We start from the raw sequence: 25,838 nt of genomic DNA on the forward strand, positions 1-25,838 counted from the left end.
CCCCACTGGATCAGTCAGACTGGATCAGTCGGAGACTTCTACCGGATGCACCATCACTGTAGCACCTTTGAAGTCGACGGCCAGCATGAGCGCCTGCCAGGTCGAGGCCGAATTCTGCTCCACGAGTTCGGCGGCCCTCAGACGCTGGCTCGGGTCACTGCCGAGCACGAGCACGGAAGGACCGGCACCGGAGACGACCGCGGCGAGGCCGTGAGAGCGCAGCATCCGGATGAGATCATCGGTCTCGCGCATGGCACTCGCACGGTAACTCTGGTGCAGCCGATCCTCGGTGGCCGCGAGCAGGAGCTCCGGGCTCTGCACGAGCGCGGCCACGAGGAGCGCACTGCGCGACACGTTGAAGATCGCATCCTCGTGCGGGACGGATGCCGGCTGCAGGCTGCGGGCGAGTGCGGTCGACATCGCCGCCTCTGGCACGAACACGACGGCGGAGACGCCACGGTGCGCGATGAGCTTCTTGTGCTTCGGGCCGTCCTCGGCGACCCAGGCGATCGTGAGCCCGCCGAAGAGAGCGGGCGCCACGTTGTCCGGATGTCCCTCCAGGTCGGTCGCGAGCTCCAGCAGGGTGACCGCATCGAATTCGACGATCCCGTCGAGCAGTCCCCTCGCGGCCATGATCCCGGAGACGATCGCAGCGCCGGACGAGCCCAGCCCCCTGCTGTGCGGGATGGCGTTACGGGCGACCATCTCGAGCCCCGGCATTGGGACACCGGCCTTCTCGAAGACGTACGCGATCGAGCGGGCGACGAGATTCGACTCGTCGGTCGGCACCTCCCCCTCCCCAACACCGATGACCGTGACGTGCACGCCGGGCTCGGCGCGCACCGAGACCTCGAGCTCGTCGTAGAGCGAGAGCGCGAGCCCGAGCGTGTCGAACCCCGGGCCCAGGTTCGCGGTCGTCGCCGGCACCTTGACCGAGACGGCGGTGCCCACCGGGATGGTCGGGGTCGCGGTCATCCGCGTTTCTCCTGCGCAGCCAGCCCCAGCAGCCCGGCGATCTCGTCGGTGTCGACCGGCACGACCGTGGGCGCGACCTCGGAGCCGTCCGGCTGCCGCACCGCCCACTGCGGGTCCTTGAGCCCGTGACCGGTGACCGTGATGACGACGGTCGACCCCTTCGGGATCTCCCCGGCATCCGAGCGCTCGAGCAATCCTGCGACACCGATTGCCGACGCGGGCTCGGCGAACACCCCGACCTCGGCCGAGAGGATGCGATGGGCCTCGAGGATGCGCGCATCCGAGAACATGCCGAAGTACCCGTTGCTGTCCTCATGGGCGGCGAGCGCCAGCTTCCAGGATGCCGGGTTGCCGATGCGGATCGCGCTCGCGATCGTCTCCGGGTCCTTGACGACGTGGCCGCGCACGATCGGGGCGCTGCCCTCTGCCTGGAAGCCGAACATCCGGGGCAGCCTCGTCGTGGCACCGCGGGCGAGCTCCTCACGGTAGCCACGGTGGTAGGCCGTGTAGTTCCCGGCGTTGCCGAGCGGGACGAGGTGGAAGTCCGGCGCGTCGCCGAGCACCTCGACGACCTCGAAGGCCGCCGTCTTCTGCCCCTCGATGCGGTCGTTGTTGACCGAATTGACCAGGTGCACGGGGTAACGGGCGTCGAGCTCGCGCGCGATGTCGAGGCAGTCGTCGAAGTTGCCCTCGACCTGCAGCAGCTGCGCGTTGTGGGCGATCGCCTGGCTGAGCTTGCCCAGCGCGATCTTGCCCTGCGGCACGAGCACGGCCGCCGTGATGCCGGCCTTCGTGGCGTAGGCCGCCGCCGAGGCGGAGGTGTTGCCGGTCGAGGCGCAAATGACGACCTTCGCGCCGTGCTCGACGGCCTTGGAGACCGCCATCGTCATGCCGCGGTCCTTGAAGGAACCGGTCGGGTTCATCCCCTCGAACTTGATCCACACGTTCGCGCCCGTTCGCGCGGAGAGCGTCGCCGCGTCGATGAGCGGGGTGCCGCCCTCGCCGAGCGTCACGACCGGCGTCGCCTCGCTCACATCGAGCCGGTCGGCGTACTCGCGGATGACCCCGCGCCACTGTCGGGACGTGCTCGGCTGGGACATGCTCACAGTCCTTCAACTCTCAAGACGGATACAACGGATTCGACGACGTGGGACGCGGCCAGGGATGCGACGGTCGCGGCAAGGGATGATTCGGACGCCTCGTGAGTGCCGATTACAAGGGTAGCGGTGGGAGCCGTGTGCTCCGGACCCGACGCGACCGACTGCACGAGGGTCTCGACCGAGACGCCGTGCTCGCGGAACAGGTCGGCGATCTCGGCGAGCACCCCCGGCTGGTCGAGCACGGCGAGGGTGATCTGGTAGCGCGTCGTGATGCTCGACATGGGCAGGATGGGCAGGCTCGCGTGCCGGGACTCCGCGATGCCCGGTCCGCCGATGACGTGGCGCCTGGCCGCCGTCACGAGGTCGCCGAGCACGGCGGACGCGGTCTCCAGCCCACCGGCCCCTGCACCGTAGAACATGAGGTCGCCGGCGGCCTCCGCCTCGATGAAGACCGCGTTCTTGCCCCCGTGCACCGCCGCGAGCGGATGGTCGGCGGGGACGAGCGCGGGATAGACGCGCGCGCTCACGCCCTCGGTGCCCTCCGCATCCGTCAGCCTCTCGCAGATCGCGAGGAGCTTGATGACGTAACCGGCCCTCGTCGCGGCCTCGACCTGCTCGAGTGTGATCGCGGCGATGCCCTCACGGTGCACCGACTCGAGCGGGACGACGGTGTGGAACGCGAGGCTCGCGAGGATCGCCGCCTTCTGCGCCGCGTCGAAACCGTCGACATCGGCGGTCGGGTCGGTCTCGGCGAACCCGAGTTCGGTGGCCGTCGCAAGTGCCTCCTCGAGCGTCGCCCCCGTCGTGTGCATGCGGTCCAGGATGAAGTTCGTCGTTCCGTTGACGATGCCGAGGATGCGTTTCACCTGGTCGCCGGCGAGGCTGTCGTGCAACGGCCGGATGATCGGGATCGCCCCGGCGACCGCCGCCTCGTAGTAGAGCTGGGCGCCCACCTGCTCCGCGGCCTCGAAGAGCTCCGGGCCGTGGGTCGCGAGGAGCGCCTTGTTGCCGGTGATGACATCCGCCCCGGAGTTCAGCGCCTGCAGGATGTGCTCGCGCGCCGGCTCGAGGCCCCCCATGAGCTCGATGACGATGTCCGAGCCCAGGATGAGCGAGTCGGCGTCGGTCGTGAGCAGCTCGCGGGGAAGGTCGGCCGTGCGCTCGGCGTCGAGGTCGCGCACCGCGATGCCGACGAGTTCGAGCCCGGCGCCGACCCGTTCGGCGAGCTCCGGGCCGTGCTCGAGGAGGAGCGCGGCGACCTGGGCGCCGACGTTCCCCGCGCCGAGCAGCGCGACTCGCAGGTTGCGGTATTCGATCATCGGGTGGCTCCTTCGCCGCTCGCGGTGGGGTTCAGGCCGGTGTCCCTGGCGAGGAGGTCCGCCTCCGTCTCGCCGCGCACGATCACGCGCGCCGCCCCGTTGGCGACCGCCACGACGGGCGGCCTCACGAGGTAGTTGTAGTTGCTCGCGAGCGACCAGCAGTATGCGCCGGTCGCCGCGACGGCGAGCAGGTCCCCCGGTGCGACATCGCCCGGCAGGTAGTCGGCATGCACGACGATGTCGCCGCTCTCGCAGTGCTTGCCGGCGATCCGCACGAGAACGGGTTCGGCATCCGAGGCGCGACCCGCGATCCGCGTGGAGTAGTCGGCGCCGTAGAGCGCAGGACGCACGTTGTCGCTCATCCCGCCGTCGACGCTCACATAGCGGCGGACCGCGCTCCCGAATGCGGTCGCGACCTCGACGTCCTTGATCGTGCCGACCGTGTAAAGCGTGAGGCCGGCAGGGCCGATGACCGCCCGGCCCGGCTCGATCGCGATGTTCGGGACCGCGACGCCGTTGCGCTCGGCCTCGCGGGCCACCGCCTCGGCGAGTTGCTCGGCCATGAGCTCGATGGGGGTCACCCGGTCGACCGAGGTGTAGGCGATCCCGAAGCCACCGCCGATGTTGAGCTCCGGCACGGGGCCGCCCTCAAGCAGCATGGCGTGGACGGCGAGCAGCCGCCCGATGGCCTCGACGAAGCCGCTCACGTCGAAGATCTGCGAGCCGATGTGCGAGTGCAGGCCGAGGAACTCCAGCGATTCGAGGGAGCGGATGCGTGCCACGTGCCCGGCGACCTCGCCGAGCGGGACACCGAACTTCTGGTCCTCGCGGGCGGTCGCGAGGTACTCGTGGGTGTGGGCGTGGACGCCGGTGTTCACGCGGAGGCGCACGCGCTGGACGACCCCGTGCCGGCGGGCGGCGTCGGCGACCCGTTCGATCTCGATGGCGCTGTCGAGGACGACGGCGCCGACGCCCGCGGCGACCGCACGGTCGAGTTCATCGAGGCTCTTGTTGTTGCCGTGCAGGCCGAGGCGAGAGGGGGCGATTCCTGCGGCGAGGGCGAGGGCGAGCTCTCCTCCGCTCGCGACGTCGATCGCAAGCCCCTCCTCATCCATCCAGCGCGCGACCTCGGCCGAGAGGAACGCCTTCCCGGCGTAATAAACCGTCACCGTGGCGCCGATCGCGGCGAAGGCGGTCTCGAAGGAGGTGCGGATGCGGGCGGCACGCGCGCGGGCATCCGCCTCGTCGAGCACGTAGAGCGGCGAGCCGAACTCGGCCGTGAGCGCGGATGCCGGGACTCCGGCGACCTCGAGCTCGCCCCCGGACGCGCGCCGCGCGTTGGCGGACCATACGCCGTCGGCAAGCGCGTTGCTGTCGGCCGGGGCTTCGAGCCACGGCGGAGCGAGCGGGTTGGCGGTCACAGGAGTCTCACTGGATTTCTCGGCCTCACGGCGGTCAACGGCGAGGCGAGCGAACCCGGCTTGGTTCCTGAAGCCCCTGCAATCCTATGGCAGGCTCAGTGGGCCGGACCAGCATGGACGGGAACGGCGGAGACCGTCCGGTCGATCGTGAACTGTCCGAGGACGCGGGTGCCGAGGTAGATGACGCAGCTCTGGCCGGGCGCGACGCCGCTGAGCGGCGCATCCGGGATTGCGACGAGTTCAGCAGGATCGGGCTCACCGTCGCGCAGGAAGAGCGCGGCCGGAACCGGGTCGGCATGCGCCCGGATCTGGATCTCGCAGGCGAGCGGCTCGGTCGTCTCCGGCGACATGAGGGTCTCCGGCGCGGCGCCCGCCCAACTGAACCGGGAGCCGGCGACCTCGGCGACGTCGAGCGCCTCACGCGGCCCCACGACGACCTCATTGGTCTTCGGCCGCACCTCGAGCACGAACCGCGGCTTGCCGTCATCGGCGGGGAACCCGATGTTCAGCCCCTTGCGCTGGCCGACCGTGAAGGCCGCGGCTCCCTCGTGTGTGCCGAGCTTCGCGCCAGTGCGGTCGAGGATGTCGCCGGATTCGGCCCCGACCCGTTCGGCGAGCCAGCCGCGGGTGTCGCCATCCGGAATGAAACAGATGTCGTGGCTGTCGGGCTTGCTCGCGACCGAGAACCCGCGCTCGGCAGCCTCGGCGCGCACCTCGGCCTTGCTGGGGGTCGCGCCGAGCGGGAACATGCTGTGGGCGAGCTGCTCGGCGGTGAGCACCCCGAGCACGTAGGACTGGTCCTTGGCCCAGTCGGCGGCGCGATGCAGTTCGCGTCGACCGTCCGCACCGGTCACGATGTTCGCGTAGTGGCCGGTCGCGACGGCGTCGAACCCGAGGTCGAGCGCCTTCTCGAGGAGCGCGGCGAACTTGATGCGCTCGTTGCAGCGCAGGCACGGGTTGGGGGTGCGGCCGGCCGAGTACTCGGCCACGAAATCGTCGACGACGTCGAGCTTGAAGCGCTCGGAGAAATCCCAGACGTAGTACGGGATGCCGATGAGGTTCGCGGCGCGCTGGGCGTCCATCGAGTCCTCGATCGTGCAGCAGCCGCGACTGCCGGTGCGCAGAGTGCCCGGCATCCGGCTGAGGGCGAGATGCACCCCGACCACCTCATGGCCGGCGTCGACGGCGCGCGCCGCCGCGACGGCGGAGTCGACTCCGCCGCTCATCGCCGCCAGGACCTTCATCGTTCCAGTGTAGGCACGCGCGCAGAGTACCCCGCCCGAAGCGCCCTCTCGTGGGCCGCCGGAAGCGCGGCGAGCAGCATGTCGACGTCGGCCGGTGTCGAGGTGTGCCCGAGGGTGAACCGGAGCGCACCGCGCGCCTCCTGTTCATCGAGCCCCATGCCGAGCAGCACGTGGCTCGCCTCGGGGATCCCGGCCTGGCAGGCCGAGCCGGTGCTCACCGAGACGCCCGCCGCATCCAGCAGATAGAGCAGCGAATCGCCCTCGCAGCCCGGGAAGGTGAAGTGCGCGTTGTTGTCGAGACGATCGACCGGATCCCCGCGCAGGATCGCGGACGGCACGGCCTCGCGGACCCCGCCGATGAGCCGATCGCGCAGCCCCGCCAGTTCGGCGACCGGATGCGCGGCGGCGACCGCGAAGGCATGCGCGGCCGGAGCATCCTGGGTTCCCGACCGGACCTGACGCTGTTGGCCACCGCCGTGGATGAGCGGAACGACGCTCGCCCGCCGCGAGAGCGCGAGGGCGCCCATCCCGAGCGGACCACCGATCTTGTGCGCCGAGACCGAGAGCGCGGTGAGCCCCGACGCGGCGAAGTCGATAGGCACATGGCGCCAGGCGGCCACGGCATCCGCATGCACGGGAATGCCGTAACGCGCCGCGATGGCGACGAGCTCGGCGACGGGCTGGATCGTCCCCACCTCGTTGTTCGCCCACAGGACCGTGAGCAGCGCCACGTCGTCATGCTCCGCGAGCGCCGCCTCCACCGCTTCGGGGCGAATGCGTCCGAGATCGTCGATCGGAAGCCACTCGAGGATCGCACCCTCACGCTTCTCAAGCCACTCGACCGTGTCGATCGTCGCGTGGTGCTCCCCCCGGGGAACGAGGATGCGCCGGCGATGGGCGTCCCGGCCGGTCGCCGCCCAGTACAGTCCCTTGATCGCAAGGTTGACCGACTCTGTTCCGCCCGAGGTGAAGACGACCTCGATGGGGTCGCAGCCGAGACTCGTCGCGATCCCCTCCCTGGCCTCCTCGAGCATCCGCCTGGCGTTCTGGCCGTCGCTGTGGATCGAGGACGGGTTACCGACGAGCCCGAGCGCGTCGATCCAGGCCTCCCGCGCGGCCGCCAGCATCGGCGTCGTCGCCGCATGGTCGAGGTAGACCGCCATGCCACTCCCTCCGCGCCCGTCGCGGGAAGCGCCTCCCGCACTCAATTACTCTAGGACGATGCCCACCGCAGATCCCCGGCAGTCGCCCGATGGGCTGCACGACGGGCTGCACGACCTCGGTGTGACGCTGACCCCGGATGGCGGCACGATCCGGGTCTACTCGGCGAGTGCGCGCGCCCTGGAGCTGTGCCTGTTCTCCCCCAGGGATCCGACCTGGGTCGTCTCGACCGTCCCGCTCACGAAGGACGAGGCGAACGTCTGGTCCGCGACGAGCGACGCGCTCCGGGGCGGCGCGACCTACTCGCTGCGCGCGAACGGGCCGCGCGATTCGGCAACACCCTCCGGCAGCCGCTTCGACCCGACCCTGCACCTCCTCGATCCCTACGCTCGCGGGCTCGTGCGCACCCCCGCAGGCGACTGGCGCTCGAGCGTCGTGGACGACCACTTCGACTGGGGAGGGGTCGAGAAGCCGGCGACCCCGCTCGACCACACGGTCATCTATGAGGCGCATGCGAAGGGCATGACCAAGCTCAATCCGGCAGTCCCTGAACGGTTGCGCGGCAGCTACGCGGGCCTCGCCCACGAGTCGACGATCGGCTACCTGAAGGACCTCGGGGTCACGGCCGTCGAGTTGCTGCCCGTCCATCAGTTCGTCACCGAGCAGCGGCTCAAGACGATGGGCCTCAGCAACTACTGGGGTTACAACAGCCTCTCCTTCTTCGCCCCGCACGCCGCCTGGGCCTCGCCGCGCGCACAGAAGGGCGGGCCGGCGCTCATCCTGCGCGAGTTCAAGGGAATGGTGCGGCTGCTGCACGAGGCCGGCATCGAGGTCATCCTCGATGTCGTCTACAACCACACCTCCGAGGAGGGCCCCGGCGGGCCGACGACGAGCCTGCGCGGCCTGGACGACTCCACCTACTACCGGCAGGACGCCCACGGCGACTACGTCGACACGACCGGATGCGGCAACTCGCTCGACACCTCGAAGTCCGCCTCCCAGCGGCTCGTTCTCGACTCGCTGCGGTACTGGGCGAACGAGGTGCAGGTCGACGGGTTCCGCTTCGACCTGGCCGCCACGCTCGCGCGCGACGAGAACGACGACTTCGACCCCGAGCATCCGCTGCTCACCGCGATCCGGGACGACCCCGCTCTCGCCGGCACCAAGCTCATCGCCGAACCATGGGATGTCGGGCCGGACGGCTGGCAGACCGGCCGGTTCCCGAACGGCTGGCTCGAGTGGAACGACCGCTACCGCGACCGCGTGCGGCAGTTCTGGTTGAGCGACGTCTCGGCGGTGCGATCCACGGGCACCGCGCCGATCGGCATCGGCGGGTTCGCGACGAGACTCTCCGGCTCCTCCGACCTGTTCTCCGGCGAGCGCGGTCCGATCGCCTCGGTGAACTTCGTCACCGCCCACGACGGCTTCACCGCCTGGGACCTCGTCTCCTACAACCAGAAGCACAACCTCGGCAACGGCGAGGACAACCGGGATGGAACCGACAACAACCACTCCTTCAACCACGGCATCGAGGGGCGGACCGACGACGCGACTATTCTGACGACCCGTCGGAAGGCGCTGCGAAACCTCCTGGCGACACTCCTGCTCTCGGCGGGTACCCCGATGCTCACGGCGGGAGACGAGATCGGCCGCAGTCAGCGCGGCAACAACAACGCCTACTGCCACGACGACGAGCTCAGTTGGCTCCCCTGGGAGCGCGAGGAGTGGCAGGAGGATCTCTACGCGATCGCCCGCGCCGGCATCCGCTTCCGGCTCGACAACCCGGCAATGCGTCCACGCGATTTCGGGGTGTGGGGCGAGACGCTCGAGACTGCGACCCAGATGGACTGGTTCAACTCGGCAGGGGTCTCCATGTCGATCGAGGACTGGGACTCGCCTGCCGAGCGAACCCTGCAGTACCTCGCAGCCGCAACCCACGAGGTCGACGGGTTCAACCGCATTCTGCTCGTGGTGCACGGACTCGAGGCCGAGGAGAAGGTGGTGCTCCCCGCGCACGCCGGCGTGACTTCCTACACCCTCCTGTTCGACAGTGCCTTCGACTGGATCGAGCAGAGCGAGCACGCGCCGGGGTCGACGATCGCGATGTCACCGACCTCGATGAAACTGTTTCGGGCGCACCACAGCTCCTAGACGGCCGCGGAGCCGCCCAGTTCCTGAAACGCCGTGATCTGCAGCCCGCCCGGGGCCTCCAGCCGCGCGTTGAGCGAGTTCCACGGCGTCCTGGTCGGCGGCGCGAGAACCTCGGCGCCTGCAGCGGCGAGGCGTGCGGTCGTTGCGTCGGCATCCGGGACCTCGAAGGCGACCCGGATGCTGAGGGTCGACCGCCTCGCCACCGGGCGCCCGACTTCGACCTCGTCGATCATCCGCACCTGGGCCGGATTGGCGAGCTCGAGAGTGGCCGACGGGATGGAGAGGATCGCGACCCTGGCTCCGCCCTCCCCCGAATAGGACTCGCTCTCCGGGAGGCCGAGTACGTCGCGGAAGAACACGAGCGCTTCCTCGTAGTCCTCCGCCTCGACCACGAGGCGCATCTGGGATACCGGTGAATCCGTCATGCCCCCAGCCTCCCATAATCCGTTTGTGCGCGACTTTGGTCGGAATGAGGATCCCACGCCGACCAAAGTTGCGCACAAACGGGGGGGGCGGGAGGAGGGCGGCTACCTGAGTGACTTCTGCAGGAGGATCGTGCCGAGCCAGCGCTCGAACTTGTATCCGACCCGCCCCATGCGGCCGATCTCACGGAAACCGAAGCTCTCGTGCAGCGCGATCGACGCCTCAGCTCCCTGGTCGGCGATCACGGCGATGAGCTCCTTGATGCCCACCGCCCTCGAGCGCTCGATGAGCTCGGCGAGCAGCACGCGGCCGAGCCCCTTGCCGGTCGCGGCCGGACCCAGGTAGATCGAGCTCTCACCGGTGTAGCGGTAGGCGGCCCGCTCCCGCCAGGGCGCGACATAGGCGTAGCCCAGGATGCCGCCGCTCGGACTCTCCGCGACGAGGTACGGCATCCCGAGCTTCACCAGGTGCTGGAACTTCGCGCGCAGCTCCCGCAACCTCGTGGGCTGCTCATCGAAGGTCACGGTCGAGTTGGCGACGTAGTGGTTGTAGATCGCGAGGATGTGCGGAAGGTCGGCGATGCGCGCGTCGCGCAGCATATAGGAGAAGGGAGCCTCGGGCTCCTCCGGCGAACGCAGCCGTCGTGGCAGCCGCCTGCGCGTCTCGTATTCCTCCTCGAGCATCGATCCCTCCTCCTGCACGGTCTCAGGTTACGTCGCGGCGCCAGCTCGTGAGGTAGCCGATCGCCCCGGCGGCGATGGCGTAGGCCAGGAGCACGAGGCCGCCCTGCCACCACTCGAGCATCGCCGCCCCCGCAGAAGGCGCCGAGAAGGAACTGAAGATGCTCGAGCCCACGAGGGCATCGCCCGCGGCGCCGGGAAGGTACTGGCCGATGCCGGCCGCCCAGTCCACGAACGAGCTGACGAGTCGCAGGATCGGCTCCACGAACTGGGTGAAGGCCAGCACGATGACGATCGCCGCGACCTGGCTGGGGATGAGCGCGCCCAGGCCGACGCCGATGATCGCCCAGATCGCCATGACGAGAACGACCCTCGCGAGCAGCAGCCAGGTGTCGGAGTCGCCGAGACCGGTGTCGCGGCCGGTCGCTGCGAGGATCGACGCGCCCGGGCCGACGGATGCCACCAGCGCGACGATCCCGTAGAGCCCGCCGAACACCGCGAGCGTCACGAACTTCGCCGCGAGCACGACCCCGCGGCGCGGGGTCGCCAGGAACGTCGGCGTGAGCGTCTGGTGACGGAACTCCGCGGTCGTCGCGAGCGTGCCGAAGAGCACCGGGAACACGTAGCCGACGCTCGAGGCGATGCTGTAGATGATCGGCGGGAGTGCGGCATCCGGGATCTGCGGCACATCGCCACCGCCGGCTCCCAGCTGGTCGCCGAGCCCGCCGAAGGCGAGGGCGAGGATTCCGGCGGTGAAGGCCACGTATCCGGCGAGCACGATGAGCAGGACCCACCACAGGCGCACGGTGAGGATCTTCGAGAATTCGGCGCGGACGGCAGCGACGATGTTCACGGCCGGCCCTCCTCTCCGACGAGCTCGAGGAAGGCCTTCTCGATTCCGGTCTGCTCGACCGCGAGGAGGCTGAGCGCCACACCGGCGGCCAGTGCGACGGAACCGATCCGCTCGGCGGAGAGCCCGGTCACCGCGAGGGCGCCCGTCGCGCTTCCCGTCGGAGCAGTCTCCACCGTCGCGCCGGCTGCGCGGAGGGCGGAGTCGAGGGCAGCCCGGTCCGGCGCGTCGACGATCACCCGCTGTCCGCTCTCCAACCCGGCGAGATCGCCCTCGTAGACGAGCCTGCCGTGCGAGATGATGACGACCCGGTCGACGCTCTGCTGCACTTCGCTGAGGAGGTGCGAGGAGACGAGCACTGTGCGTCCCTCACCGGCGAGTTGCTTCAGGAAGGAGCGGATCCATCTGATGCCCTCCGGGTCGAGTCCGTTGACCGGCTCGTCGAGCACGAGCACGCCGGGGTCGCCGAGGAGCGCGAAGGCCAGTCCGAGCCGCTGGCGCATGCCGAGGGAGTAGCCTCCGACGCGCCGATCGGCGAAGTCGGCGATGCCCACCTGGGCGAGCACGTCATCCACGCGGCGCAGGGGGATGCCTGCCGCGATCGCGTAGCCGCGGAGGTGGTTCCTCGCCGAGCGCCCTGGGTGAAAGCTCGACGCCTCGAGAGCCGTTCCGACGGTTTCGAGGGGGTGCGGCAGCGCGTGGTAGGCGGTGCCGCCGAAGGTCGCGGTCCCGGCGGTCGGACGGACGAGCCCGAGAAGCATCCGGAGGGTCGTCGTCTTGCCTGCGCCGTTGGGGCCGAGGAATCCGGTGACCTGACCGGGCGGCACGGTGAACGTCAGGTCGTCGACCGCCCGCACCGCCCCGAAGGATTTGGCGAGTCCCGTGAACTCGAGAGTTGTGCTAGTTGACATAGAAGAACCGTATCAGCTTCTGCCCTGACCGGCTACAGCCTCCAGTCGACCGGATCGGCCCCTCGCCCCATGAGGAGCTCATTCGCCCGGCTGAACGGCCGCGAGCCGAAGAAGCCGCCGCTCGCCGAGAGCGGGCTCGGATGCACCGACTTCACGGTCGGGGTGCCGCCGAGCATGGGCTCGAGCGAGGCAGCGTCCCTCCCCCAGAGGATCGCGACGAGCGGGCCCCCGCGGGCGACGAGCGCACGGATGGCGCACTCGGTCACCTCTTCCCAGCCCTTGCCGCGGTGCGAGCCCGAGGCGCCCGGGCGGACCGTGAGCACCCTGTTGAGCAGCATGACGCCATGTTCCGCCCATCCGGTGAGATCGCCGTGGGCCGGGGTCTCGATGCCGAGGTCGTCGTGCAGCTCCCGGTAGATGTTCTGGAGGCTGCGCGGGATCGGTCGCACGCTGCGCTCGACCGCGAAGGAGAGGCCGATCGGATGCCCGGGGGTCGGGTATGGGTCCTGCCCCACGATGAGCACGCGCACGGCGGCGAGCGGATAGGTGAAGGCACGCAGCACGTTGGGGCCGGCCGGAAGGTAGCCCCTCCCTGCGGCGACCTCTGCGCGCAGGAAGTCGCCCATCGCGGCCACCCGATCGGCTACCGGTTCGAGCGCGGACGCCCATCCGGGTTCGACGAGCTCGGCGAGCGGCTTCGGTGCGGCCATGACAGCAGACTACGGCGGCACGAGGCGCTAGTGTGCGTTCATGACTCTCCTTCGCGGCCGCGCCGGTGCGGTGACGGCAAGCCTCATCGGGTTCCTGTTCTTCGTCGAATTCGTCAGCGGAGTCCTGCAGGGCTTCTACGTTCCGCTCATCCCGGACCTCGTCGACTACCTCGGCATCAAGGATGCGGACTTCAACATCTTCGAGGGCGCCCAGCTGCTGCTCTCCGCACTCGTCGTGCCCATCCTCGCCAAGCTCGGCGACATGTACGGCCACAAGAGGATCCTGCTCGTCTCGACCGTGCTCACGGCGGGTGCAACGTGGTGGCTCGCCTTCGCGGGCGACTTCACGAGCTTCCTCGTGGCCTGGACCCTCCAGGCCTTCTATGTCGTCTGGCTGCCGCTCGAGATCGCCCTCATCTTCGACAAGGGCCGACGCAGCGGCCGGGCAGCCTCGGCCACCCGCAAGGCGGCGGGCCTGCTCATCGTCGGACTCGAGGCGGGCGCGATCGCGGGCGCCCTCGGCAGCTCGGCGGTGTTCGAAGCGTTCGGGGGCCCGGATGCCCTGGGCAGCTCGGTCGTCCCGACCCTCATGGTCCCGGCCATCGCGGTCACCCTCGTCTTCTTCGTCATCCTCTTCGGCGTGCCGGAGTCCGAGCCCCTCCCCGGCCGCAGCCTCGACTGGATCGGGTTCTCGATCCTCACGATCGCGCTGCTGCTCATCACCTCCGGTCTCACCTTCCTCAAGTTCAACGACGACGCCTGGTGGCCGTGGGCGCTCATCGCGGTCGGCATCCTCGCGTTCTGGCCGTTCGTCGCCTTCGAGCTGCGGCAGAAGGATCCGGCCATCGACATCCGGGTCTTCCGCCAGGCCAACATGTGGCCCGTGCAGCTCACCGCCTTCCTCATCGGTATCAGCCTCCTCGGCGCCCAGGCGCCGCTCGCGACCTACGCGGGCACCGACAAGGATGCGCTCGGCTACGGGCTCGGACTGGGGTCGGGGACGATCTCGGTCCTCATCGGCATCTATCTCATCTCGATGATCGTCGGCGCCCTCCTGTTCCCGCTCGTCTCGCGCTCGAGAACGCCACGCTTCGCCCTCATCGTCGCGGCCTTCCTCGTCGCGATCGGCTACCTGATGTTCATCCCGCTCCACCTCGAGACCTGGCAGGTCTTCATGAACATGGTCATCGCCGGTCTCGGGAGTGGTGCCCTGGTCGGCGCCATGCCGGCCGCTGCCGCCGCCGCCGCGCCGCGCGGGCAGACCGGGATCGCCTCCGCCCTCACGAACACGACCAAGACGATCGGCGGCTCGTTCGCCTCCTCGGTCTTCGCGATCGTCCTCGCGATCGGCGCCGTGCAGATCGCCGGGGCGACGGCTGGGAGCCTCTTCGGCTACTACCTGGTCTGGGGTATCTGCGGCGCTGGGGCGCTCGTGGCCGCCGTGCTGCTCTTCTTCGTCCCGAAGCTCGCCTTCGCGGATGCCGAGGATCCCGACCCGGCAACGGCGAGCGCCGAGCAGGTGGTGGCGCGATGAACCTCAAGGACCTCGCCACCGAAGCCGCCGGCTATCTCGAGCCCCTCCAGGAGGTGCGGCGCGACATCCACCGCCAGCCGGAGCTGGGCCTGGGCACCCCGAAGACGCTCGACCGGGTCATCGCCTCGATCTCCGAGCTGCCGATCGAGATCGACCGCCGCGAGGACGAGGGGCCGTCCGGCCCGATGACGTCGGCGATCGTGCGCATCACCGGCGGCGAGCCCGGCCCGACGGTGCTGCTGCGCGCCGACCTCGACGCCCTGGCACTGCAGGAGGACACCGGACTCGACTTCGCCTCGGAGGTCCCCGGCCGGATGCACGGCTGCGGTCACGACCTGCACGCCGCGATCGCGGTCGGCGCCATCCACCTGCTCGCGACGCACCGCGACGAGCTCGCCGGCGAGGTGGTCTTCATGCTGCAGCCGGGCGAGGAGGGCTACCGCGGCGCCGACCTCATGCTCGAACAGGGGCTGCTCGACCACGCGAAGGGCGAGGTCATCGGCGCATACGCCCTCCATGTGACGAGTTCGGAGCCGCGCGGGCACTTCACGACGCGGCCGGGAACGCTCATGGCCGCGGCGGCCGAGCTCAATGTCACCGTCAGGGGCGCGGGAGGGCACGGCTCGGCCCCGCACCTCGCGCGCGACCCGAACCAGGTGCTCGCCGAGATCGTGACGGGGCTCCAGACCATGGTCACCCGCCGGTTCAGCGCCTTCGATCCGGTCGTGGTCACGGTGGGCTGGCTCACGGGCGGCGAGCGCGGCACCAACAACGTCATCCCGAGCACGGCATCCTTCGGCGCGACGCTGCGCACCTTCTCGCCCGAGAACCTCGCGGGGGTGGAGACCTACAGCGCAGAACTCGTGAACGGCATCGCCGCCGCCTATGGGCTCGAGGCCGACATCGAGTTCCGGATCATCACCGTGCCGCTGCAGAACTCGCCCGAGCACGTCGAGCTCGCCGAACGGGTCGCGACCGAGATGTTCGGCGAGGAACGCTTCGAGATCCTCGAGAACCCCATCGGGGGTGCGGAGGACTTCGCCTCGGTGCTGCGTGCGGTGCCGGGGGCCTTCGTCTTCGTCGGCGCCTGCCCGCCAGGGCTCGACCCGAAGACGGCCCCGAACAACCACTCGAACCTCGTGGTCTTCGATGACACGGTGCTCCCGGATGCCGCGGCCTACCTCGCCGCGCTCGCCTTTGCACGCCTGAACGCCGCTCCCCGATGAGCCGACTCGCAGCTAACGCCACTCTCTGCGTGCTAACACGGAGAACGTGACCGCTCTCACCATTCCCCTGCACGCGACCGGGACCCGGCGCATCCCCCTCTGGGACAACGCCCGATTCCTGTGCGTGACACTCGTGGTCATCGGGCATGGCGTCCAACGGCTCACGATCGACTCGAACAACGCGCTCATCGTCTACCTCGTGATCTACGCCTTCCACATGCCCGCCTTCGCGATCATCAGCGGCTACTTCTCGAAGGCGAGCCCGCCGACCTCCCGGCGCATGAAGAAGGTGCTCACCGACATCCTGCTGCCCTACGTCATCATGGAGGCGATCTGGTCGCTCGTGCAGTTCCTCGTGGAGGGAAAGCCGAGTTTCAACCCCTCGAAACCGTCCTGGACGCTGTGGTTCCTGCTGGCCCTCGGGATCTTCCGGCTCGTGCTGCCCTATCTCGTGCTGTTCCGCTGGCCGTTCCTGCTGGCCATCGTGCTCTCGGTCGGCGCAGGCTACTTCGACAACATCGACAGCACCTTCTCGCTCTCGCGGGCGATCGGCATCCTGCCGTTCTTCGTCCTCGGCTGGAAGGCGCGCCAGTGGGGCGTCATCGAGAAATGGCGGAACCTGGGGGCCCGCATCTGGTGGCTGCGGGCCGCAGCACTCGCCGTGTTCGGTGGATGGCTCGCCGTCGTCGGCCTGAACATCCTGCTGTGGCGCAGGATCGACCTCAGGTTCTGGTTCTTCTACGACTACTCCTACAGCGGGCTCGGTGCCGATGAGTGGTGGGCCGGGTTCGTGCGCCTCGCGGTCATGGTGCTCGCCGTGATCCTCTCCGCCGCGTTCTTCGCCCTCGTGCCCAGGCGGACGACCTGGATGACCCGCTTCGGGCAGGCGACCATGTACATCTACCTCCTGCACAGCTTCCTGCTCTACCCGTTGCGCGAGAGCGGTGTGCTGCGCGGAGACCACTCTTCGGCGAGCTGGCTCGTGTTCATGATCCTCGCCTGCTTCGCCATCTCGATCCTGCTCGCGAGCCCACTCGTGCGGCGGATCTTCCACCCGCTCATCGAGCCGAAGCCGGGCTGGCTCTTCATCCCGCTCGAGGATGAGATCCGCGGGCCCTCCCACACCGACCCCACCGGATCGCGCCGCGCCGTGCAGGGCCGGGTCGCATCCACGACGACCGAGGACGGTTCATTACCTCGTGTGTCACCCCGCGTTGACGCGTAGCGGGGCCGTTTCTAATCTGAATCGCAGACCAACTCGAGGGAGCACACCATGACCGACGCCGCAGCGAACTGGAAGTTCGAAACCAAGCAGATCCACTCCGGGGCGCAGCCCGACCCGGTCACCAACGCGCGAGCGACGCCGATCTACCAGACCACGGCCTACGTGTTCAACAGCGCCGACCACGCGAAGAACCTCTTCGCCCTCGCCGAGTTCGGCAACATCTACACACGCATCCAGAACCCGACCCAGGATGTCGTCGAGCAGCGGGTCGCCGCGCTCGAGGGCGGAACGGCCGCGCTCCTGCTGTCCTCCGGCCAGTCGGCGACGACGTTCTCGATCCTCAACATCGCCCAGGCCGGCGACCATATCGTGGCCTCCTCGTCCATCTACGGGGGCACCTACAACCTCTTCAAGTACACGCTCGCCAAGCTCGGCGTCGAGACGACCTTCGTGGAGAACCAGGACGACGCCGAGGAGTGGCGCCGCGCCGTGCGCCCGAACACCAAGGCGCTCTTCGCCGAGTCGATCGGCAACCCGAAGATCAACGTGCTCGACATCCGCCAGGTCGCCGACATCGCGCACGAGGCCGGCGTCCCCCTCATCGTCGACAACACGATCGCGACCCCGTTCCTCATCCGCCCGCTCGAGCATGGAGCCGACATCGTCGTGCACTCCGCGACGAAGTTCCTCGGCGGCCACGGCACGGTCATGGCCGGTGTGATCGTCGACGGCGGCAAGTTCGCCTGGAGCAAGAACGTCGAGAAGTTCCCCGGACTCACCGAGCCGGACCCCTCGTACCATGGTGCGAGCTACACGACCGTGCTCGGCGACGCGATCGCCTACATCATCAAGGCGCGCGTGCAGCTCCTGCGCGATCTCGGTTCGGCGATCGCCCCGGCGAGCGCCTGGCAGCTCATCCAGGGCATCGAGACGCTGAGCCTGCGCATCGAGCGTCACGTGCAGAACGCGCAGGCCATCGCGGAGTGGCTCGAGAGCCTCGATGACGTCGAGACCGTCTACTACGCGGGGCTCCCGTCGAGCCCGTGGTACGAAGCCGGAAAGAAGTATGCGCCGCTCGGAACGGGTGCCGTGCTCTCCTTCGAGCTCAAGGGCGGGGTGGATGCCGGCCGCGCGCTCGTGGACGGCGTGAGCCTGTTCAGTCACGTCGCCAACATCGGAGACGTGCGCAGCCTCATCATCCACCCGGCCTCGACGACGCATTCGCAGCTCACACCGGAGCAGCAGCTCACGGCAGGTGTGACTCCCGGTCTCGTCCGGCTCTCGGTGGGTCTCGAGAACATCGACGACATCAAGGCGGACCTGGAAACCGGGCTCGCCGCGGCGCGCAAGGCCTGACGACCGCACGGCCGCGCGTGTAACAGTACCGGCCTGCCCTCCCTTCCCGGGAGACAATTGACGGGGACGGGAGTGAGCAGGAACATGGACTGGCAGACGGCAGCGGACTCTGTGCCCTCGGGATTCATCACCGAGGCGAATGTGCGCGCCCTCCTCGGCAAACCGCCGGCGACCGGTGCCTGGCGGGATGGCGACCCGGTGGGCGACCGGAGATTCGTCACCCTCGGCGCCCAACTGCTCGAGGCGGGCGGGAGCCTGCCGAGCGTCCGGATCGCCTACGAGACCTGGGGGACGCTGAACGACGACGCGAGCAACGCCGTACTCGTCCTGCATGCGCTCACCGGCGACAGCCACGTCTTGGGGGACGCCGGTCCAGGACACCAGACGAACGGCTGGTGGTCGGGCATCGTGGGACCGGGCGGATACATCGACACCGACCGCTGGTTCGTGGTCGCCCCGAACATGCTCGGCGGATGCCAGGGCACCACAGGACCGTCGAGTCCGGCCCCCAGCGGGCACGAGTGGGGCTCGCGCTTCCCCTACCTGACCATCCGCGACCAGGTCGCCACCCAGGCGGCCTTCTCGGATGCGATCGGCATCCGTCGCTGGGCCGCCGTCGTCGGCGGCTCGATGGGCGGCATGCAGGCCCTCGAATGGTCTGTGGGCTTCCCCGAGCGCCTCGAGCGGGTCGCCGTGCTCGCTGCGCCGGCAGTGAGCGATGCGGACGAGATCGCCCTCAATTCCATCCAGCTCGAGGCCATCCGCATGGATCCCGGCTTTCACGGCGGTGACTACTACGACGCCAAGGACGGCGACGGCCCCCACGCCGGCCTGGCGCTCGCCCGCCGGATGGCGCTGCTCAGCTACCGCTCGCCGAGCGAGCTCAACGACCGGTTCCGCCGCACCTGGCAGAGCGGTATCGACCCGCTCGGCGGGCACGGCAAATTCGCGGTCGAGAGCTACCTCGACTTCCATGGGAACAAATTCACCCGGCGGTTCGACGCCAACAGCTACCTCGTGCTCGCCACGGCGATGAGTTCGCACGACATCGGCCGGGGTCGCGGCGGAACCGCCAGGGCCCTCGCGCAGGTCACGGCGAAGAGCCTCATCCTCGGCGTGGACAGCGACCGGCTCTTCCCGGTCGCAGCCCAGCAGGAGATCGCGGCGCATCTCGGGGTCGAGGCGGTCGTCATCGGCTCCGCTTTCGGGCACGACGCCTTCCTCATCGAGCACGAACTCGTCGGCCCCCACCTCGCAGCGCTCCTGGAGCACTGAACCCCGCGCGCTGCCGCCGGTCCGAAGCCCCGGGATTACACTGTCGGAATGCCGAAGCGGCGCCACGCCACCCTGGCGACCTCGATCGCTGTCACCTGTGCGGCCTTCGCCTGCCTGGGCGTGACCGGATGCGCCTCGCCCCCGGTGAACACCGAGCTCCCGCCCGGCGTCTCCATCGATGTCTATCAGGGCCGGTTCGACTACGCGGACCACTCCCTCGAGATCGCGGTCGCCAACCACGGGCGGGCGCCGCTCGAGGTGGTGTCCGCCGAGTTCTCCTCCCCGACCTTCACCCCCGCCGCCGGCTACGCGCGCGTTCCGACGACCGTGCGCCCCGGCACCTCGACCGACCTCAAAGTCCTGCTTCCACCCGCGGTGTGCGCTGCCGAGCCCGGAGACCCGGTCGTCGCGATCGACTTCACGATCGAGGGGGTCGCGTACCGCGTCACGATGACCCCCGACGACCGGCTGGGCCAACTCCCCAAGATCGCGGCGGAGGACTGCCGGGGCGAGTTCGTCGCCGAGGTCGCCACGATCGAGGCGGCATCCGGATTCACGGAGACGACCATCGACGGCAGGCCTGCGGCCGAACTCGAGTTCACCGCCACACCGACGGGGCAGGGCGGCATACTCACGATCGACACCGTGCGCGGGAGTCCACTCGTGAGCCTGCGCGACCCGGTGACCGGCATCGTGGGCGAAACGGTGCCGCTCGAACTCGACATCGGGTCGGCGAAGGGCCCCGTCCCGTTCACCCTCACCCTGATCCCCGCGCGCTGCGATCCGCACGTCGTACAGGAGGACAAGCGCGGTACCTTCTTCACTTTCACCGTCACGACCCGGCAGGACACGGGCGTCATCTACCTGGGTGTCAGCGACGCCGTTCGCTCGGCCCTCTACGACTTCGTCGCCCTCTCCTGCGGCTGGGATCGACACTGACAATCGCCCGTCAGGAAGCTGAGAGTTGACAAAACTCCGGTGTGGCGGTGTCGCACCCCCACTTGTGGGTACAAGCGTGTGACCATAGCAGGTGTGGAACTCATCGCCAAGGAACGCGATCGCCTGCTGCACCGAGCTGCCCGATTCATCGGCATCTCGCTGGCCGTCGTGGCTTTCCTCGGTCTGAGCGTTCCCGGAGTCGTCGACCTCACGAGTCTGTTCGCCGCGCTCCTGCTCTGTGTTCTTCTGGTCTTCAGCCTGGTGCGGCTCGGCGGTGACCACTCGATCCTGTGGGTCCTGCTCGGTCTCGCGGCCGGTCTCGGGGTACTCACGATCGTGCAGCTTCCGTTCGGTGCACCCGACCAGAGCGCCCTGGCGACTGCGCTCATCCCCTTCGCGGGCGGCACGATCGCGTCGTTCGCGCTCGTACTCACCGGCCGCATCCCGCGCGTCGTCATTCTCGTCGCCGGCTTCGCCGCGACCGTCGGACTCGTCGTGCTCGCGACCGGCAGTTCCAACCCGCTCAGCTACCCGGTGGGCGCCGTCGTCCTCGGGTGGATCATCTTCACGTTCGTCGGACTCTGGGTGTCCTCGAGCGTGCCCAGGGCGGCCCGGCGCATCAACAACATCGGGCGCGCCCATCGCGCGGAGCGCCAGGCCAGCGAGATCGAGGCGCAACGCCGACAGGGCGCACGCCTGTTGCATGACACGGTGCTGGCGACCCTCACCCTCCTCGCCCACTCCGGCGTCGGGGTGACCGAAGACGCCCTGCGCGCGCAGGCCGGGGACGACGCACAACTCCTGCGGCAGTTGCGCCTCGGCTCAACCCCGGCGCCCCAGGACCTGCCCCTGGCGACCGGCGCGATTCCGGTTGCCGCAACCGACGATGCCATCCTCGGGACGACACTGGAGTCCGTCAAGCAGCGTTTCGGCCGGATCGGCCTCGAGGTCAGCTGGCACGGGACCGGCCAGGTGCTCCTGCCGAGCGAGGTGCTCGACGCGTTCCTCCTCGCCCTGGCCGAGTGCCTCGAGAATGTCAGAAGGCATGCCGGGGTCACCGAGGCGCATGTGACGATCACCGACGACGAGACGACCGTGCGGGCCATGGTCACCGATTCCGGGATCGGCTTCGACGTGAGGGACATCGACTCCGCCCGGCTCGGCCTCAAGGACTCGGTGATCGCCCGCCTCGGGGAGGTGGGGGGAACCGCAAGGCTCTTCTCCTCCCCCGGTTCGGGGACGACGGTCGTGCTGGAGGTGCCGAAGTGAGCGGATACGCACGTCCGGAGGAGAACACGCTCGGCGTCGTCATCGGCAAGCGCGGGCGCCCCAAGCCCTCGGCCGGCTCGCCAGCCGCACGCGCCCTGCGCCAGGCGAGCGCCGGCGGTGCGAGCCTCGGAACCGGCTACCTGGGGATCGGCGCCGGTGTCGTCGCGGGGATCGCCGCCGTCTTCGGGCTCGCGATGTTCGTGTCGAACCTCGCCATCTATCCGAACCCCCTCCCCGGTGCCTTCGCCTGGCTCGTGTACTGCCTCGCCCTCGCCACGATCGGTGTCACGATCACGATTCTCGGCGAGCGGATGCCGACCTGGCTGTTCGCGGTCTTCCTCGCCAGCCTGGGGATCGTCATCGCCCTCGACTTCCTCGCCATCTGGCCGCTCGGCAATATCGGAGCGAGCGCTACGGCATCCGTCGCGGCGAGCTACGGGCTCCTCATCGCCGTCACGCTCCGGCGCGCCGCCGAGATCCTCGTGGCAGCCGGGCTCATCGCCGTCGCCTTCATCGTCGCGATCCTCCTCACCACCCCGCTGGACGCCTCGACCCTTCCCGCGCAGGCCGTCGTGCTCGCCGCGGTCATCCTTCCCCCGGTCTTCGCGACCTGGTTCGTCGTCCAGTTCCGCCGGATCGTGCAGCTCGAGCTCGACCGGGTGCTCGTCCAGAGCACCGTCTCCGCTCCGCGGTTCGCGGTCGGGATGCTCGCGTCGGAGGAACTCGCCCGACTCGACCTCGCCGCCGAGGAGCTCTTCGAATCGGTCTCGAGCGGCCGCACCAGGCTCCCCCTCGACCCGAAGACCGCCTCGATCGCCGCATCCCTCGCGACGGAGCTCCGACTCCACCTCATCGAGGGCCGACGCGAGACCTGGCTCTACCACGCGATCACCGAGTCCGAGCAGCTCGGCAAGTCGGTGACGCTCTCCGACGCGGGAAGCCTGGCCGGCCTTCTCGACCCCCAGCAACGCGATGGACTGCTCTCCGCCGTCTGGCTCCTGGTGAGCGACAAGTCGAAACAGAGGCGGACCGTGCAGCTCACGCTCGGCCCTGTCGCCGCCTCCGATGTCGACTCGCAGACGAACTCGATCTCGGTGCCGATCGTCGTCGCGACGACCGGGATCTCCCGCAGCCGCGTCGACCCGGCGACTTGGGGCTCGATCGCCCGCGTCGGTCCGTTCACCAATTCGACGGAGAACTCCATCCTGCGCGTCGAGATCGATTGCCTGGTGGCGAACCCCGCAGACCAATACCATGCTGAACAGGCAGCACAACGATAGGGGCACGACCGTGACGACTACTGAGGGACCCATCCGCCTGGCGCTCGTGGACGACCACCGGATGCTGCTCGGGGCGCTCACCGAGTGGATCCGGGGTGCGGCATCCGACATCTCGATGGTCGCGGCGGTGACCACCTGGCCGGAACTGCTGACCCACCCGGAGTTCCCCGTCGACGTGGTCCTGCTCGACCTCGACCTCAAGGACAACCTCCCGATCTCGCTCAAGATCTCGACGCTCAAGACGACGGGCGTCAAGACCGTGCTCATGAGCACATACTCCGAGCCGAACGTCGTGCGCGAGGCGCTCGCGGCCGGCGCGCTCGGCTACCTCGTCAAGAGCGAGGATGCGGCCATGATCGTCGAGGCGATCCGCGCCGCCCACCAGGGCGAGGCCTTCATCTCGGCAGAGCTCGACCTCGCGCTCAATGCGAGCGACGTGGGCGGTGCGCCCAAGCTGAGCGCGCAGGAGCGTCGCGTGATGGCGCTCTACGGCGGCGGCGAGCCGGTCAAATCGGTCGCCTTCCAACTGGGGATCTCGGAAGAGACGGCGAAGTCCTACCTCAAGCGCATCCGGGAGAAGTATCGCGTGGCCGGGATCGATGTGGGGACGAAGGTGGCGTTGCGCAAACGGGCCATCCAGGACGGCATCCTGCTGCAGTCCGACGAGAGCGGTGCGCTCTAGTCCACCGTCTCCGGGCGGGCCATGGCCCACAGCGCATGCACTGCCCAGCCGAGCAGGACGACGACCAGCGCGTTGCGGGCGGTGAGCGCGGCCAGCATGACCGGATGCAGCCCGAGCAGCCACCCGTAGAGGTAGGGGTAGATCGCCTGGGTCATGACGGCGACGACGGCGCTCACGACAGCGGGGACCACGAACCACCATCGATCCTCCGGGTGGCGCGTCACGAGGCCGAGCACCAGGGGAACGGCGAGCCATCCGATGAACTGGGGCGATCCGACCTTGTTGAAGACGATGAGGGCCGCCACGAGGGCGAGTGAGAGCGTGGCGAGCACGATGGGCGGCTCCGCCCCCCTGCGCACGGCGAGGACGGCGACGAGGACGATCGCGGCGACCGCGAGCGCCATGAGCGGCGTCATGAGAGCGCCCACGATTCCGACCCCGTCGCCCGTGACCTGCCAGGTGAGGATGTGCTGGTCGTAGTAGAGGGAGGTGCCCGGCACACCGGCGAAGGCCTGCCACAACCAGATCGTGCTGATCGGCGCCTCGACCTGCAGCCCTCGCCCGGTCTGCTGAGTCACGAAGCTCAGGACGTTGGCCCCGCTTCCGAAGGACAGGGCGCCGGCGATCACGAGCACGCTCACGAGCACGGCGGTGCCCAGCACCCGCAGGCGATCCCCCAGCGCGACGACCATCGCTGCGACGATCGCCGCCGGCCAGACCTTGACCCAGGCTGCGATCGACAGGATGAGGGCGGCCAGCCGCGGCCGCGCGGCGGCGAACATGACCCCGACGATGCCGAGCGCGATGGTCACGGTGTCGATGCGGCCGAGGGCGATGGGACCGAGCAGGAGGAGGAAGCCGAGCCACGACCACGCCGCCACGCTACGGACGCCGTCACGACGGGTGGTGCGACGCCATCCGATGATGCTCGCGAAGGCGACGGCGTCGAGAATCATCATCAGGCTGAGCCAGGTGCTCACGTAAAGGCCCGGACCGAGAGCCCCGGCGGCGAGCATGGGGAAGATCGCGAGAATGGGATACACCCAGGAACTGTGGATGCCCACCCAGAAGCCGGCGAGGAATACCTGGTCCGACCAGAACTTGTAGACGATCGACACGTCGCCGAGCGGGAGTCCGGGCCCGTAGAGATTGAGGAGGCCGAGCCAGAGGTGCACGACCATGAACGCCGACCACAGGGCGACCGGGTTCCTGCCGATTGTCCTCATCACGGTTCAGCGTAACCGACCGCGAGCCGCACCCCTCCCGTCACAGCGCGGCGATGACACCCGGCAGTGCGGCGTTGAGCCCGAGCACGGTGAACGGGCCCCCCGCTCCGGCCCGGCTGCCGGCGAGCCCGTGCAGCAGCACGGCGGTCGCGGCGAGCTGCGTCAGGACGGAGTCGTCCTCGGCGATGGCCCTGGCATGCGTCGCCAACAGGGCGCCGAGGATGCCCCCGAGCGCATCCCCCGTCCCCGCCGTCGCCAGCCAGGTGGTCCGCGCTTCGACGCGGAAGCTGCCGCCCGGCCCCGCGATCCAGGTCGTGTGACCCTTGAGCACGACCGTCGTATCGAGGCTGCGCGCGGCACGCCCCGCCCACTCCTCGGGTTCGGCCGCGATCTCGGCGGCATCCGCCCCGAGCGTCCTCGCGAGTTCGCCGTAGTGGGGAGTCAGCACGGTCGGGCCCTCCGCATCATCCGAGTAGCCGATGGCTCCGGCATCCAGGACGAGCGGATTCCCGGACTCGAGTGCCGTCCACAATCGCGCGGAGGCCAGCGAGTCGTCGGTCACATCCTCCATCCCCGAGCCCACGAGCCAGGCCTGCACCCGGCCGTCGACCGTGACGGCTTCCGGCCGCTGCCCGAGGACGAGGGATGCGGCCCGCTCCGGGCCGAGGTAGCGCACCATGCCGACCCCGGTGTGCAGTGCGGCGTCGACCCCGATGACCGCGGCTCCGGGGTAGTCGACCGAACCGGTGATGACCCCGAGCACGCCGTGCGAGTACTTGTCGTCCCACTCCGTGGGCACCGCGATCCAGTCGCGCGCCGACTCCGGCGTCCACTCGGCGTAACCGGCCATGCCACCACGATAGTCAGCCCTGGCTGGTAGT

Annotated in this window: 23 protein-coding genes; 10 read left to right on the plus strand and 13 right to left on the minus strand. The window is 69.3% G+C overall.

What is annotated here, in order from left to right; translation table 11 throughout:
- Window positions 1–24: 24 nt before the first annotated feature.
- The 6 genes from thrB to ABD678_RS12210 all read right to left on the minus strand — a co-directional run bounded on the left by thrB (window position 25) and on the right by ABD678_RS12210 (window position 7,222).
- Window positions 25–975 (minus strand): homoserine kinase, encoded by a 951-nt coding sequence (gene thrB, locus ABD678_RS12185; RefSeq protein ID WP_344757007.1) that lies wholly within the window; start codon window positions 973–975, stop codon window positions 25–27.
- Window positions 972–2,075: a threonine synthase gene (gene thrC / locus ABD678_RS12190; RefSeq protein WP_344757009.1), complete on the minus strand. Its 1,104-nt coding sequence runs from the start codon at window positions 2,073–2,075 to the stop codon at window positions 972–974. Before thrC ends, thrB begins: the two co-directional genes overlap by 4 nt.
- A gap of 2 nt (window positions 2,076–2,077) precedes the next feature.
- The gene (locus ABD678_RS12195; RefSeq protein ID WP_344757011.1) at window positions 2,078–3,394 is read right to left on the minus strand and encodes a homoserine dehydrogenase; all 1,317 of its coding nucleotides are present in this window, start codon (window positions 3,392–3,394) and stop codon (window positions 2,078–2,080) included.
- The gene (gene lysA, locus ABD678_RS12200; protein ID WP_344757013.1) at window positions 3,391–4,815 is read right to left on the minus strand and encodes a diaminopimelate decarboxylase; all 1,425 of its coding nucleotides are present in this window, start codon (window positions 4,813–4,815) and stop codon (window positions 3,391–3,393) included. The genes ABD678_RS12195 and lysA overlap by 4 nt, the downstream gene beginning before the upstream one ends.
- A gap of 95 nt (window positions 4,816–4,910) precedes the next feature.
- Window positions 4,911–6,059, minus strand: coding sequence for a tRNA 2-thiouridine(34) synthase MnmA (gene mnmA / locus ABD678_RS12205; RefSeq protein ID WP_344757015.1), 1,149 nt, complete (start codon window positions 6,057–6,059; stop codon window positions 4,911–4,913).
- On the minus strand, window positions 6,056–7,222 hold the full coding sequence (locus ABD678_RS12210; protein ID WP_344757017.1) for a cysteine desulfurase family protein: 1,167 nt from the start codon (window positions 7,220–7,222) through the stop codon (window positions 6,056–6,058). The genes mnmA and ABD678_RS12210 overlap by 4 nt, the downstream gene beginning before the upstream one ends.
- A 58-nt stretch (window positions 7,223–7,280) precedes the next feature.
- Here ABD678_RS12210 and glgX point away from each other — a divergent pair, with 58 nt between their 5' ends.
- Window positions 7,281–9,371: a glycogen debranching protein GlgX gene (gene glgX, locus ABD678_RS12215; protein ID WP_344757019.1), complete on the plus strand. Its 2,091-nt coding sequence runs from the start codon at window positions 7,281–7,283 to the stop codon at window positions 9,369–9,371.
- Here glgX and ABD678_RS12220 read toward each other — a convergent pair.
- From ABD678_RS12220 to ABD678_RS12240, 5 genes are all read right to left on the minus strand, one after another.
- Window positions 9,368–9,796 (minus strand): VOC family protein, encoded by a 429-nt coding sequence (locus tag ABD678_RS12220; RefSeq protein ID WP_344757021.1) that lies wholly within the window; start codon window positions 9,794–9,796, stop codon window positions 9,368–9,370. The genes glgX and ABD678_RS12220 overlap by 4 nt on opposite strands.
- A gap of 102 nt (window positions 9,797–9,898) precedes the next feature.
- Complete coding sequence (locus tag ABD678_RS12225; protein ID WP_344757198.1) at window positions 9,899–10,477, minus strand: GNAT family N-acetyltransferase; 579 nt, start codon at window positions 10,475–10,477, stop codon at window positions 9,899–9,901.
- Between the two features lie 22 nt (window positions 10,478–10,499).
- Complete coding sequence (locus ABD678_RS12230) at window positions 10,500–11,327, minus strand: ABC transporter permease (RefSeq protein WP_344757023.1); 828 nt, start codon at window positions 11,325–11,327, stop codon at window positions 10,500–10,502.
- Complete coding sequence (locus ABD678_RS12235; protein WP_344757024.1) at window positions 11,324–12,235, minus strand: ABC transporter ATP-binding protein; 912 nt, start codon at window positions 12,233–12,235, stop codon at window positions 11,324–11,326. Before ABD678_RS12235 ends, ABD678_RS12230 begins: the two co-directional genes overlap by 4 nt.
- 32 nt (window positions 12,236–12,267) lie before the next feature.
- Window positions 12,268–12,945 carry a uracil-DNA glycosylase gene (locus ABD678_RS12240; RefSeq protein ID WP_344757026.1) on the minus strand — a complete coding sequence of 226 codons (678 nt, stop codon included), beginning with the start codon at window positions 12,943–12,945 and terminating at the stop codon, window positions 12,268–12,270.
- A gap of 40 nt (window positions 12,946–12,985) precedes the next feature.
- Between ABD678_RS12240 and ABD678_RS12245 the strand changes: the two genes are divergently transcribed.
- The 9 genes from ABD678_RS12245 (at window position 12,986) to ABD678_RS12285 (ending at window position 23,731) form a co-directional block, all read left to right on the plus strand.
- On the plus strand, window positions 12,986–14,479 hold the full coding sequence (locus ABD678_RS12245) for an MFS transporter (protein ID WP_344757028.1): 1,494 nt from the start codon (window positions 12,986–12,988) through the stop codon (window positions 14,477–14,479).
- Complete coding sequence (locus ABD678_RS12250) at window positions 14,476–15,705, plus strand: M20 metallopeptidase family protein (RefSeq protein WP_344757030.1); 1,230 nt, start codon at window positions 14,476–14,478, stop codon at window positions 15,703–15,705. Before ABD678_RS12245 ends, ABD678_RS12250 begins: the two co-directional genes overlap by 4 nt.
- A 46-nt stretch (window positions 15,706–15,751) precedes the next feature.
- Window positions 15,752–16,930: an acyltransferase family protein gene (locus ABD678_RS12255; RefSeq protein WP_344757032.1), complete on the plus strand. Its 1,179-nt coding sequence runs from the start codon at window positions 15,752–15,754 to the stop codon at window positions 16,928–16,930.
- 48 nt (window positions 16,931–16,978) lie between these two features.
- Complete coding sequence (locus ABD678_RS12260) at window positions 16,979–18,286, plus strand: bifunctional o-acetylhomoserine/o-acetylserine sulfhydrylase (protein WP_344757034.1); 1,308 nt, start codon at window positions 16,979–16,981, stop codon at window positions 18,284–18,286.
- An 84-nt stretch (window positions 18,287–18,370) separates the two neighbouring features.
- Entirely contained in the window at window positions 18,371–19,561 is a 1,191-nt protein-coding gene (metX, locus tag ABD678_RS12265) for a homoserine O-acetyltransferase MetX (protein ID WP_344757036.1), read from the plus strand.
- Window positions 19,562–19,609: 48 nt separating this feature from the next.
- Entirely contained in the window at window positions 19,610–20,500 is an 891-nt protein-coding gene (locus ABD678_RS12270; protein ID WP_344757038.1) for a hypothetical protein, read from the plus strand.
- Between the two features lie 93 nt (window positions 20,501–20,593).
- Complete coding sequence (locus tag ABD678_RS12275; protein ID WP_344757040.1) at window positions 20,594–21,769, plus strand: sensor histidine kinase; 1,176 nt, start codon at window positions 20,594–20,596, stop codon at window positions 21,767–21,769.
- Complete coding sequence (locus ABD678_RS12280; protein ID WP_344757042.1) at window positions 21,766–23,049, plus strand: hypothetical protein; 1,284 nt, start codon at window positions 21,766–21,768, stop codon at window positions 23,047–23,049. Before ABD678_RS12275 ends, ABD678_RS12280 begins: the two co-directional genes overlap by 4 nt.
- Window positions 23,050–23,059: 10 nt before the next feature.
- Window positions 23,060–23,731 (plus strand): response regulator transcription factor, encoded by a 672-nt coding sequence (locus ABD678_RS12285; protein WP_344757044.1) that lies wholly within the window; start codon window positions 23,060–23,062, stop codon window positions 23,729–23,731.
- On the opposite strand, the gene ABD678_RS12290 is transcribed toward ABD678_RS12285, so the two are convergent.
- Both ABD678_RS12290 and ABD678_RS12295 read right to left on the minus strand, forming a co-directional pair.
- Entirely contained in the window at window positions 23,728–24,957 is a 1,230-nt protein-coding gene (locus ABD678_RS12290; protein WP_344757046.1) for a glycosyltransferase 87 family protein, read from the minus strand. The two genes, ABD678_RS12285 and ABD678_RS12290, sit on opposite strands and share 4 nt — an antisense overlap.
- Window positions 24,958–24,997: 40 nt before the next feature.
- A complete protein-coding gene (locus ABD678_RS12295) occupies window positions 24,998–25,807 on the minus strand; it encodes an ADP-dependent NAD(P)H-hydrate dehydratase (protein ID WP_344757048.1) in 810 nt (269 codons plus the stop codon).
- Between the last annotated feature and the right edge of the window lie 31 nt (window positions 25,808–25,838).

Source organism: Leifsonella bigeumensis (assembly GCF_039537265.1).
Classification (GTDB): domain Bacteria; phylum Actinomycetota; class Actinomycetes; order Actinomycetales; family Microbacteriaceae; genus Terrimesophilobacter; species Terrimesophilobacter bigeumensis.